The sequence below is a fragment of the Flavobacterium mesophilum genome, assembly GCF_039581405.1.
Lineage (GTDB): Bacteria > Bacteroidota > Bacteroidia > Flavobacteriales > Flavobacteriaceae > Flavobacterium.
This window is the reverse complement of sequence record NZ_JBCPXZ010000002.1, coordinates 530,737-543,169: the sequence shown is the minus strand read 5'-3', so window position 1 is coordinate 543,169 and position 12,433 is coordinate 530,737. Positions and strand designations below refer to the sequence as shown.

Genomic DNA, 12,433 nt, shown 5'->3' with positions numbered 1-12,433 from the left:
GTAATAAATTGATTAATTTTTAATCAAATCTTTTTGTTTTGTGTGATAAATGAAGTGAATTAACATAAATTAAACTTAAAAATATACTTTTTGTAACAATTTGTGAAATATATTTCTGTTTGTGTCAAATTTAACGTAAAAAAAGCGACTGTTCAGAAAAACAGTCGCTTGGGGTATAATTACTCAAAATATCAAAAAAAGTAATTATTTTTTTGAAAGGATTGCGGTTTTTTTAATTTTTAATCAAACAATTCATCTACTGATAAATATCTCTCGCCTGTATCATAATTGAAGGTTAGAATAACGGCATTTTCGGGAATATTTTTCAGTTTTTTGGAAATTGCCGCAAGTGCAGCCCCAGTTGAGATTCCGGCAAATATTCCTTCTTCTTTGGCGATTCTTTTTGTAAAATTGTAGGATTCGTTTTTGTCAATAGTTATAATTTGATCTACATACTCACGATTAAAAACCTCGGGAATAAAACCTGCCCCAATTCCTTGAAACGGATGAGGAGAGGGAATACCACCACTTAAAACAGGAGACAAAGCTGGTTCAACGGCAAATGTCTGCAGATTTGGAAAATGTTGTTTCAGTATTTTGGAAACTCCTGTAATATGCCCACCAGTTCCAACTCCGGTAATTAGATAGTCAATACCATCTGGAAAATCGGCTAAAATTTCTAGAGCTGTTGTTTTTTCATGTATTTCAACATTTGCCTTATTGGTAAATTGTGAAGGAAGATAAGAGTTTTTTATGGTCGAAGCTAATTCTTTTGCTCTTTCGACAGCTCCAGAAGTTCCTTTTTCTCTCGGTGTCAAAATAAATTCGGCGCCATAAGCATTTAGGATTCTGCGACGTTCGATACTCATTGATTCAGGCATAACGATTATGGCTTTGTAACCTTTTACCGCGGCGACTAATGAAAGTCCGATTCCGGTATTTCCAGAAGTTGGTTCAATAATAACAGTGTCTTTATTGATAAGGCCTTTTCGCTCGGCATCTTCAATCATGGCTAAAGCAATTCGATCTTTAATGCTGGATCCCGGATTTGATTTTTCTAATTTAATCCAAACTTCATGTGACTTGAAAAGGTTATTTAATCGAATGTGAGGAGTATTCCCTATTGTTTCTAAGATGTTTTGATATTTCATGTGATATTTTAAATAGAATATTTTATTGAATGGTGAAATTAAGTTTTGATTAGTGAGGGGATTGATTTTAAAAGAATTCTACAAGTCCACAAAATATTTTTGCTTTCCAAAATCAAACTCATAGTAAGTCAAATTAGGCCAAAGCGGTTGAACCAAACCTTTTTCCCAAGTTTGCAAAGCTGTTTTGAGTTCTTGTACTTTTGCTGGATTTTTTGAAGCTAAATCTGTAGTTTCAGATTTGTCATTGGCTAAATTATACAGCCATTCTTCATGTGTTTTTCCGCTGATGATTAATTTCCAATCACCGCTTCGGATCGCTTTTGCGTCTCCAGAACGCCAGTATAATGTTTTGTGCGCTTCTTTTTTATTGTTTACAACATCAATTAAATTAACGCCATCATAAATGCGATCTTTTGGTAAGCCAGAATGTGTTACGGCAGCAATTGTACTAAAAATATCCAAAGTACTAACCGGGGTTTTGTAAATAGTATGAGGTTTGATTTTTCCTTTCCACGAAAGCGCAAACGGAACATTGATTCCGCCCTCAAAATGTGAGAATTTACCGCCTTTTAATGGAGCGTTGGTTGTAGCAAAAGTATAATCGGCGCCACCGTTGTCACTGGCAAAAATGATGATGGTGTTTTCTTCCAAACCTTCTTTTTTGACTTTTTCCCTGATTCGTCCAATGGCATCATCTAAAGCACTAATCATAGCAAAATAAACACGTTTGTTTTCGTCTTTTACATTCGGAAAACGATCGTAATATTTTTTGCGAACTTGGAATGGCGTGTGCGGCGCATTAAACGGAACATATAGCAAGAAAGGTTTTGTTTTATTTTTATCGATGAAAGCTTCTGCTTCTTCAGCAAATTTTTCGGTTAAATAGGTCTTTTCCTGAATGATTGTCGTATCTCGTCGAATTTGTCCAATTCCAACGCGCCCATTTCCCCAAATGGTTTTATCGGTAAAATCTGTGTGGTGATGATTGATAATATCTGGATTGTCATCTTGGGGAACATACAATGAAAATGCTTGATAAAATCCATAATGATAATCGAAACCACGGTCTAAAGGAAAAAATCCCTTGTTGTGTCCTAAATGCCATTTGCCGATTATGGCCGTACTGTAACCTTCCTTTTTAGCCAAATCAGCAAAAGTGATTTCAGATTGTGGCAAACCTTGTGTAGCGATTGACGCAGCATTTGGATAATTGATTTTCGGATTTAATCGCCAACCGTCAGTATTGATTAAATATTTGAAACCGTAATATTCCAAATTATTTTTGGGATAACGATCGCCTGGCTGATATTCGTGCCCAAAACGTTCTTGATAACGTCCTGTAAGCAGTCCAGCACGAGACGGCGAGCAAATAGGCGCCGAAACGTATCCATCTGTAAAAGTAACCCCAGAAGCCGCCAATGAATCGATTTGAGGTGTTGATGTTGTTTTTCCGCCATAAAGCGAAATATCATATTTCCCTAAATCATCAGCAAGTAGGATAATGATGTTCGTTTTTTTTTCAAGAGTCGAAGTGTCTTTTTGAGATAAAAATGCTGTTTTTCCTTTGAGTAATTTTTCATCTGGTTTTATTAAAGTTCCATTCGTATTGATGGGCCAGAATAAAAATAATGCCAAGAGTAAAAGAACAATTAAAATTGGTAAAACGATCTTTTTAATTTTTTTTGAAGCCATAATTTTAGTTGTTATTTTGAGCAAGTGCTACATCAACATCATTTTTTAAATTTTCGAAGCCTTCTTTTTTCAGAATGATTTTTCCTTTTTGATAAAGAAGCAATGTTGGAAAAACTTTAATAGTTTTTAAATCGGCAATGATTTGAGTATTGTCTTCCAAATCAATTTCTACAATTTTTAAATTTGAGCCATATTGAGCTTTTATCGTTTCTAAAATTGGTTTTACTTTTTTGCAGGCACCGCAGTAAACAGAACCAATGTCAACCAAAACGGTATTATTTTCAGTAACAATTTTGTTGTATTCAGCTAATGTTAACTTGCTTTTGGAATTAGTAAAATAAGGCTTTCCACTTCCAATCCAATTTGCAATGCCACCTTCCAAACTATAGGCTTCTGAAAATCCTATTTTAAGCAATTCTTTTTCTAATTGAACACTTCTTCCAGCTCCAATAGAATAAATAAATACAGGTTTTGTTTTGTCTAATTTAGCAATTTTTTTATTGTAATCAGTTGATTCTAAGTTGAAATTGATTGCGCCAATGATATGATTCAAAGCAAATTCATCGGGACCTCGCGCATCAATAATCTGCGGATTTTTTTGGGTTTGGATTTTCGAATAAAAAGAATCCAAAGTCAAAGTATTTCCGCTTTTATTTTGCGAAAAAACAGCAATTGAGATAAGAAATACAATTGCTGTTAAACTATTTTTGAAAGTTTTGTTTTTCATCTTTTTCTAAGGCTAAACTTGCTCTAATACTGGAGATTGTACTTCTTCGACGGCTTTTGGTTTTGATGGAACAGATAAAACACCCTCGGCCAAAGCGCTTCCTTCTTTTTTAGATTTGAATATTGGCCAAAGAAATTGTGCATACCATTCTTCTTGTTTGTATGATTTCATTCCGTATGATTCTGGAAATTTTCTAGTGATTAATCCAGTTCCGAAAATGATATCCCAAATGAAGAACATATTTCCGAAGTTCCCTTTGAAATGCCCCACACCGTCACCGCTTGTATCTGCATGATGAGCATGATGCGTTGCCGGAGTCGAAATTAATCTTTCTAGGACCCACGCAATTGGATGTAAAACTTTGTATTTGTAGAATGGTTTGTCCCAAGCAATGCTTGAATGCGCGCCCAAAGTGATGAAACTTTTAATAACCAAAACAAACAGAGCCGGAAGTCCTAAACCTAAATACGTCAATGTCGCAGTCAAATAAATTTGGGAAAAGAAAACGGTGTAAATAAAGTTTTGTCTAGAAGCCATCGCCATTCCCATGTATGGAGCAGAGTGATGTGTTCTATGAAAACGCCATAAAAAAGGAACTTGGTGGTGCAATCTATGATACCAATATTGCGTCAAATCATCGGCAATGGCAATCAAGAAAAAACCGCCCCAAAAAGGAACCCATGAAAGTGAATTAGCTAAATTCGGAATCAAATAAGGTAAAGCTGTCAAACTGAAAAAGGCGATAATTGGAGGTAAAAGCAGCTTCGGAGCTAAAAAGGAAACAATGTCAATTTTGCGTTCCTCGCCCGTCCATTGATCGTCATATAAACCTGCGGCAAATTCGATAATTCCCAATACAATCATAAAGACCGTTAATCCCCAGGTTCTGATGTTTGCAAAAGCGGGTTCTGCAAATTTTAAAAATGCCGGAATCGTGATATGCGATTCGGCAACCAGATTGTTGCTTAATTTAAAATAAAGATAGATTGCCAACACCGGCAAAGAATAAATAAAGAAACTAATCGTCAAGTCTCTTGTTAATTTTGAGTTTTGTACTGTTGCCATGATTTTTTTTATTTTAAAAATTGATTAATTATTGCTAATCCGCCAGCTAAAATGGCTAGTGGGACTAAAAACAAAATTGCCCCAACGACAATTTTTTTTCCTATGATTTGATAATCTACTCGTTTCATATAGGTTTGATTTAGAGTGTGTAATTGTAAAAATAAATGATTAACTAATAATTCTATGGAATTAATAGAATTTAATTTAAAATTTTACTTTTCTTAATTTAATATCAGAGCCATCAAGTTGCTTAATAGCTCTGATAAATTTATTTAATAGGGTTGACGATGCTTAATTTGAACCTCCTCCAGGTTTTGTAGCCTGTTTGATTAAATCCGAAACGGTTTTGTTTTTGTCAGCTCCTGTATTGTGAATTCTTCTATTGTAAACATCCTGCCAGTCGATCAACGGATAAACATTGTTTTCTTTAGCTTGTTCATCAAACAGTTTTTTAAGCTCGGCTAATTTTTCAGGATATTTTGCAGCAAGATTATTGCGTTCGTTGAAATCTTCGTTTAGGTTGTAAAGTTCCCAAACATCAGCATCAAAATTACTTTCTGCTGGTTTTTGGTTGCTTCCTAAAGATTTTTTCACAGCAAATGAATCTGGCAAATGCGCCGCTCCAGCTTTCCATCCATCTTTATAAATAGCTCTGTTTCCAAAGATGTAGTAATATTGAACTGTATGCAATGATGCAGCTTTTGGATTGTCTAGAGAAGCTTTGAAAGTTGAACCTTGAATAATATCTTGTTTGATATTTTTGATGTATTCAGGTGCTTTGATTCCAACAATATCTAAAGTTGTTGGTAAAAGATCCGTTACGTGGCTGTATTGGTTTCTGATGCCCCCCTTGTCCTTAATTCCATTTGGATAAAAAACAATCAACGGATTACGAGTTCCACCTTCCGATTGTGCGTCTTGTTTCCAGTTTTTGAATGGAACATTTGTTGCCTGCGCCCATCCAAGAGGATAATTGGTATTCAAACCTTTCGCAGTTCCAATTTCGCCAATATTGTTCAAGTTGCTTTGAAGATTTTGCTCGTCAGATGTTCCTTGAGAAAACAAACTTTGGTTGATCGTTCCTTGTAAAGTTCCTTCTTTGCTCGCTCCATTATCACCAATGGCAACAAATATTAAAGTATTGTCAAGCTGACCGCTTTCTTTTAGATAATTCACTACTCTTCCAATTTCATAATCCGTATAAGTCAAGAATCCTGCGTAAACTTCCATGAATCTTGCGTAAACTTTCTTTTGATCTGGACTAAGTTTTTTCCATTCTGTAATCAACGGATTGCGTTCTGGAAGTACTGAGTTTTGAGGGAATATGCCTAATTTCTTTTGGTTTGCCAATACTTTTTCGCGGTAAACATCATAACCTTCGTCAAATTTGCCTTTGTATTGATCACTCCATTTTTCAGCCACTTGATGAGGTGCGTGAACGGCTCCCGGCGCATAGTACAAGAAAAATGGTTTTCCCGGCGCTGCTTTTTGTTGTTTTTGAATGTAGCTGATTGCTTTGTCTGTAATCAATTCATTCAAATGGCGTCCGTCTGGTTTAATGTGAACTTGATCTTCGACTAAATCAGGATTGTATTGATCGGTTTGTGAACCTAAGAATCCGTAGAAATGATCGAAACCTTTTCCGGTTGGCCATCTGTCAAACGGACCGGCATCTGAAGCTTCTTCATCTGGCGTAACGCCATATTTTCCAACTGCAAAAGTATTGTAGCCGTTCTCACGAAGAATCTCTGCAATTGTTCCTTTATCCGAAGGAATTCTTCCATCCCAACCTGGAAATCCTGCCGATAAAATAGTATGCGAAAAGCCGCTTACGTGAACTCTTCCCGAATTTCTTCCAGTCAATAAAGCAGCACGAGTTGGAGCACAAATTGCTGTTGTATGGAAATTAGTATAACGCAAACCGTTATTTGCTAAGTTTTCAAAAGTTGGTGTACTGATCAAACCTCCAAAAGCACTTGAAGCTCCAAATCCAACATCGTCTAATAAAATCCAAACAATATTTGGAGCGCCTTTCGGAGCAGTTACTGGCTCTGGCCAATATTCTTTTGAATCGGCTAAAGTTTTACCAATTGTACCTTTGAATTCTTGTTTCTCTTGAGCTAATCCTAACTGTGCAATTAGGATAGCAGTAATCAAAAGCCCTTTTTTCGGACTTTTGAATGCTGTATTAAAATTTAAATTTTTCATTTTTCTATAGTTTATTAGTTATATGGTTCTAAATAATGCTTCATATTTTTAACACATAGAATCATAGATATTCTTTGTGGTAAAAAGGCGTTTTACTTATTTCAATTCACATAGCAACTATGTGTGGAGAAACGGGTTTCTCTTTTGCCTTCCTTGATAATTTAAAATCTATGTTTCTATGTGTTTAAATATCATTCGGTATTAATATCCAGGATTTTGTGGCAATCCAACTGGATCAATATTTCTTTCGCTTTGCGGAATCGGATATAGATTGTTTCTTTCTGAAACCGAGTTTTTAGCCGTTACTTTTTTCACTTCCGTAACTAAAGTTCCCCATCGTACTAAATCGTACCAGCGTTGCCCTTCCTGAACAAATTCTTTTTTGCGTTCTTCTTGAATTGCAGCTCTGAAAGTGGTTTGTGTCAATCCAATTAAATCTACTGTTGGGTCTGGCGTTGTAATTGGTTTTGCAAAAGCTCTTCTTCTAACTTGATTGATTAATTCATAAGCTTCTGCAGTTGGCCCACCTTGCTCATTTATCGCTTCTGCCAAAGACAATAAAATGTCAGCATAACGTATAACCGGAAAGTTGATGGCAACATTGGCTGGAGTTGCCAAATTGCTTATATCTAAGTATTTTCTAAAAATTGGTTTCGGAAAAGTATATAAAGTTCCAGTTGCAGGATTTAATAATTGTTTGGCATAAGTTACATCTCTTCGAGTATCTCCAGCAGCATAAATATCGTAGAACAACGCAACGTCTGAGATAATATCAGCAGGTTCCGTAGCAGTAAATCCTGTAAATGAAGTGGCTTGAAAAGTACTTCCGCTTGATCCGTTTCCAGCTTGATTCGGCTCAAATTGAACAGAGAAAATATGCTCTTTTCCGTTCTTTTTTGTTTTGGTGAAAATATCTTGGAAATTTTCAAACAAAGCATAACCGTAACCTCCATTGATTACTTCTCTCGCTTTTGCAATGGCATTTGGCCAATCTTTTCTTGTCAAATATACTTTTGCCAAAATTGCTTTTGCGGCACCAGAAGTTGCACGCCCAGCATCTGCGGCAGGATAGGTAGATGGCAAGCTTTCAGCATCTTTTAAATCTGAAATAATCTGAGCATAAACTTCGTCAACTGTTCTTCTTTTTGATTTTAAGCTTTCTAAATCAATAGAAGTTGGTTCGTGCAAAACAATTGGAACACCGCCCCATAAACGAACAGCTTGAAAATAAAGTAATCCTCGTATGAATTTTGCTTCGTTGACTAATCTTGTTTTTACTGCTTCGGTTCCAGCTACTTTTGGAACATTATCAATCGAAACATTGGCTCTGTTGATTCCAGCATAAATTTGTCTCCATGCCACTTGAACGCGATCAGAAGTTGCATCGTGCGTCAAACTGCTTAATGCTCTAACTTGAGGATTTGTTGCCGAAACTCCTGCAGCCGCATAATCTGAAGCCATGTCGGTCAAGAAATAAAGGTTTCTCCCGAATAAACTTTGCTCGCCTGGATCTAAGCTCAATGAAGCATAAACAGCAGTTACACTCGCTACAGCATCATCTTGCGTTTTAAAGTAATTGTCTTCGGTTACAAAAGAAGTAGGTGTTACCTCTAAATCGGTGCACGATACCAATAGTCCGGCACTTATAAGGAATGTTGTAATGATCTTTTTCATGTGATATTTTTTTACTTAGAATGTTACGTTCAAGCCCGAGATGAATGTTTTTGAGTTTGGATAAGAACCAAAATCAATTCCCGGATATAAATTGTTTTGTTCGTATGAACTTACCTCTGGATCATAGCCAGTGTATTTTGTCCATGTAATTAAGTTTTCGGCTGAGATGTAAAACTTCACGCTTTTTGTTCCCAATTTTTTCGAAACGCTTTTTGGCAAAGTGTAACCAAGAGTGATTAATTTTAATCTTAAGAAAGAGGCATCTTCCACATAACGCTCTGAAACAATTCCTAATGGAGAACTTGAGGCTCTCGGAATTTCATTGCTTGGGTTTGTTGGAGTCCATCTGTCCACTAATGTTTCGGCTGCATTAGTTCCAAGTGTTGAAATTTCTAATTGCTGATTCAAAGCATTGAATACTTTTCCGCCATAAGCGCCTTGGAAAGAGAAATTCAAATCGAAATCATTGTACGAAATGGTGTTGCTGAAACTTCCAACAAATTTTGGTTGAGATGATCCAAGATTGCCTTTGTCCAATGCTGTAATTACGCCATCACCATTTGTGTCAACATATTTTCTGTCTCCAACTTTAGTATTGGCCAAACTATTGATTTTTGGTTGTGTATTAACTTCTTCTTGAGTTTGGAAAATTCCGTTTGTTCGGTATCCCCAGAAAGTTCCAAGTGGCAAACCAACTTTTACAATTACGGGTTGTTGTTGCAATAAAGATCCGTTTGGAACTACAGGAAAGAATTGGTCAACACCATTTCCTATGGCAGTTACTTTATTTTTATTGGTTGAGAAAACCAAGTTCGAATTCCAAGCAAAATTTTCTGTTTTGATGTTTTCTGTGATCAAACCAACTTCAAAACCTTTATTTTCAACGCCTCCAATATTTTGAAGAACAGTTGCATATCCTGAAGTCAATGGTACCGGAACATTAATTAATAAATCTTTTGTCTGTTTGATATAAGCATCAAAAACAAGATTGATTTTTCTATCCAATAAGGATAAATCTAAACCAATGTTATATTGATTTGTTTTTTCCCATTTCAAATCCGGATTTGCTAATCGAGTAGGGGCTAATCCTGTATAAGTAGTTCCTCCAAAAGAATAGTTTACAGACCCCATCGAAGCAAGCGAAAGATAATTTCCAATTTCTTGATTTCCTGTTGTACCCGCTGTAATTCTTAATTTGGCTTCGGTTACACCTTTGATGTTTTTGGCAAAATCTTCGTCGGTAATGTTCCAAGAAAATCCTGCTGATGGGAAATAACCCCAAAGTGACTCAGAACCAAATCTTGATGAACCATCGGCGCGGCCAGAAAGCGTAAAGTTGTATTTTCCTCTATATGAATAATTGACTCTTGCCAACCAAGATTTTAAAACACTTTCAAACGCATCGCTGTATGGTTTTACCGGAACACCATCTTGCAATGCATTGTAGGTATTGGCATCATTTACAAAAGTTTGAGCTCCTGCATTTACAACCTCACCTTTTGTGTATTGAAGTGTATAACCTCCTAAAGCTGAGAATTTGTGATCATCTCCAAAATTAGTATTGTAATTCAGCGTATTTTCGTTTAAAACAGAACTTACCAATCGATCTCCAACAGAAGCTAAACCTTTAACTCCCGCTCCCGAAGTTGTAGTTGAAGGAGCGTAATAATTTTGTTTTGTATCGATTACGTCACCGCTCACAGCAACTTTAGCAGTCAATTTTTTAGTGATTTTATATTCACCAAACAAACTGGTCAAAATTCTGTTAATCTTGGTTTCGTTTGTAGTGTTTTCTAAATCATTAATCGGATTCGGGATAATGCCATTAACTGCTGTGGCATACGGATTATTGGTCAAATTGTAGCTTCCATCTTCGTTTTTGATCGGAACTACTGGTGGTTGGTATAACGCAACTACCAGCGGATTTGGCTGTCTTCCTGCACTTGCGCCGCCATTTGTTCCAATTCCGTTCGCGATTGAATTGGTGTAATTTGCATTGACGCCGAATTTAAAGTTCTGAGAATAATTTCTTTCGTAATTAGCGCGAAGGGAAATTCGTTTAAAATCAGTTGCGATTACAATTCCGTCTTGATCAAAATAACCTGCAGAAATGGTGTATCGAGAACGTTCATCTCCGCCAGAAAAAGTCAATTGATGGTTTTGAATAGGAGCAGCTGTTCTAAATACAGCTGATTGCCAATCGTATCCACCAGAAGTTTTAAGGGCTTCTATCTGAGCATCAGAAAAAGAAGGAGCTTGACCAATACTCGCCTGAACGTCATTACGCAAGCTTGCCCATTGACTAGCGTTCATTAAGTTTAATTTTTTTGAAACATTTTGGAATCCAAAATAACCTTGATACGAAATGTTATCCTGACCTTTTGTGCCTTTTTTGGTTGTAATAATTACAACACCATTTGCACCACGAGATCCATAAATTGCGGTAGCCGAAGCGTCTTTCAAAACTTCAATCGATTCGATATCAGCTGGATTTATTGTCGAAAGCACGTTTACCGTCGCACCCGCATTTGCGACACCTGCAGTACTATTATTGTTGTCATTGTAAATCAAAATTCCGTCAAGTACATAAAGTGGTTCGTTACCAGCGGTAATGGAGTTTCCTCCGCGAATACGCACGCTTGATGATGCGCCAGGACGTCCTGAACTTTGCGTAACTACCACACCTGGAATTGCACCACGAAGGAGGTTGTCTGCGGAAGAAGTAACTTGAGATAAATTCGCTTTTGGAACAGATGCAACAGAACCTGTAATATCTTTTCTTTTCTGTGATCCATAACCAACAACTACAAGCTCATCTAATTCTTGGCGTTCCTCTTTTAAGTTGATGATTACTGGGTTTTTGTCAACAATTACTTCGGCTTTTTTATAACCAATGTAGGATACAATTAAAGTATAAGGAAATTTTTGGCCGGTTTGAAAATAAAATTTTCCTTCAGCATCAGTCTGAACTCCATGAGTTGTACCTTTAATAATTACTGATGCACCTATAATCGGTTGATTTGTAATAGCATCGACAACAGTTCCGTCAAGTTTTGATTGAATGAGGGGCGTTGTATTTTGGGCATTAATTCCCGCCGTCAGAAGCAGGAGAAATAATATAGAGTATATCTTTAAATTATTTTTCATTTCTTTGTAATGGTTTAAGTAATTAACAAGGCGCCCTGAGCGTTGAATTTTCAACCCTCTATAGTGTCCTTGATTTAGTGATAAATGTTCTTTAAGCCTCGCCATTTCTGTTGCCGCAGAAATGGCTTTTTTTATTTACAGCAACAGCTTTGCATATTTTTCATCTTGATTTTTTTTAGTTGTTAGTCATTTTCTTTTTAAAAATATAGTTATAATCAAAACCCTTTTGCCGCTGGTTAAGCAACAATCAGATCATTGTATTTTCAATAAAAGTAATCTTGAGGTGAAGTTTGATTTCGTTTTTCTAGATTTTAAAAACCAATAGGTAAAACGAATAAGTAATTGTTAGGAATTAACAACAAAAGCACATATAACAAAAAGTGTTATAAGTATATTTTTTAGGAAGAATGTAATACGATATGCTTTCGGTTGTTTTCAAAATATAGTTTTTTTAGTTTCAAATATAATTTTAAACTCTACTAATCCTATAGACAAAGTTAATTTTAATATAATAAAAACCAAAAATTTAGATGACTTTTTTTGAAAAACTCTTCTTGATTTCATTTTTAGTGTCTTTAATTCGGTCTTAAAGTATTGTATTTTAATTGTTTATGTTTTTTAATTGGAATAGGAAAATGTTAAAGATTTTTCTTTAAAAGATAAAAATTGTAGTATTTTACATTTAAATTGCTGTTTTTTTCTGTTCCGAAAAACCTGTAAAGGAATGAAAAACAGCTTGAAAACTTCTCAAAAGCTTTTTTAGTTCAAT

General features: G+C 35.7%; 7 protein-coding genes. All 7 read right to left on the bottom strand.

Translation table 11 applies throughout. The features are described 5' to 3' along the window. Positions 1-239: 239 nt before the first annotated feature. A complete protein-coding gene (gene cysK, locus AAYQ19_RS06810) occupies positions 240-1,151 on the bottom strand; it encodes a cysteine synthase A (RefSeq protein WP_343535265.1) in 912 nt (303 codons plus the stop codon). 78 nt (positions 1,152-1,229) lie between these two features. Then, positions 1,230-2,843: a sulfatase-like hydrolase/transferase gene (locus AAYQ19_RS06805; RefSeq protein WP_343535263.1), complete on the bottom strand. Its 1,614-nt coding sequence runs from the start codon at positions 2,841-2,843 to the stop codon at positions 1,230-1,232. Between the two features lie 4 nt (positions 2,844-2,847). Continuing rightward, positions 2,848-3,570 carry a rhodanese-like domain-containing protein gene (locus AAYQ19_RS06800; protein ID WP_343535261.1) on the bottom strand — a complete coding sequence of 241 codons (723 nt, stop codon included), beginning with the start codon at positions 3,568-3,570 and terminating at the stop codon, positions 2,848-2,850. Positions 3,571-3,582: 12 nt separating this feature from the next. Next, positions 3,583-4,635: a sterol desaturase family protein gene (locus AAYQ19_RS06795; protein ID WP_343535259.1), complete on the bottom strand. Its 1,053-nt coding sequence runs from the start codon at positions 4,633-4,635 to the stop codon at positions 3,583-3,585. 291 nt (positions 4,636-4,926) lie between these two features. Next, a complete protein-coding gene (locus AAYQ19_RS06790; protein ID WP_343535257.1) occupies positions 4,927-6,843 on the bottom strand; it encodes an arylsulfatase in 1,917 nt (638 codons plus the stop codon). A gap of 201 nt (positions 6,844-7,044) precedes the next feature. Beyond that, positions 7,045-8,517 carry a RagB/SusD family nutrient uptake outer membrane protein gene (locus AAYQ19_RS06785; protein ID WP_343535255.1) on the bottom strand — a complete coding sequence of 491 codons (1,473 nt, stop codon included), beginning with the start codon at positions 8,515-8,517 and terminating at the stop codon, positions 7,045-7,047. 15 nt (positions 8,518-8,532) lie between these two features. Then, positions 8,533-11,664 (bottom strand): SusC/RagA family TonB-linked outer membrane protein, encoded by a 3,132-nt coding sequence (locus AAYQ19_RS06780; RefSeq protein WP_343535253.1) that lies wholly within the window; start codon positions 11,662-11,664, stop codon positions 8,533-8,535. Positions 11,665-12,433 lie beyond the last annotated feature (769 nt).

Excerpts from the sequence above, each read along its gene's own strand:
- AAYQ19_RS06785 (WP_343535255.1), bottom strand. The coding sequence starts at position 8,517 with ATGAAAAAGATCATTACAACATTCCTTATAAGTGCCGGACTATTGGTA.
- AAYQ19_RS06805 (WP_343535263.1), bottom strand. The coding sequence starts at position 2,843 with ATGGCTTCAAAAAAAATTAAAAAGATCGTTTTACCAATTTTAATTGTT.
- AAYQ19_RS06795 (WP_343535259.1), bottom strand. The coding sequence starts at position 4,635 with ATGGCAACAGTACAAAACTCAAAATTAACAAGAGACTTGACGATTAGT.
- AAYQ19_RS06800 (WP_343535261.1), bottom strand. The coding sequence starts at position 3,570 with ATGAAAAACAAAACTTTCAAAAATAGTTTAACAGCAATTGTATTTCTT.
- cysK (WP_343535265.1), bottom strand. The coding sequence starts at position 1,151 with ATGAAATATCAAAACATCTTAGAAACAATAGGGAATACTCCTCACATT.
- AAYQ19_RS06780 (WP_343535253.1), bottom strand. The coding sequence starts at position 11,664 with ATGAAAAATAATTTAAAGATATACTCTATATTATTTCTCCTGCTTCTG.
- AAYQ19_RS06790 (WP_343535257.1), bottom strand. The coding sequence starts at position 6,843 with ATGAAAAATTTAAATTTTAATACAGCATTCAAAAGTCCGAAAAAAGGG.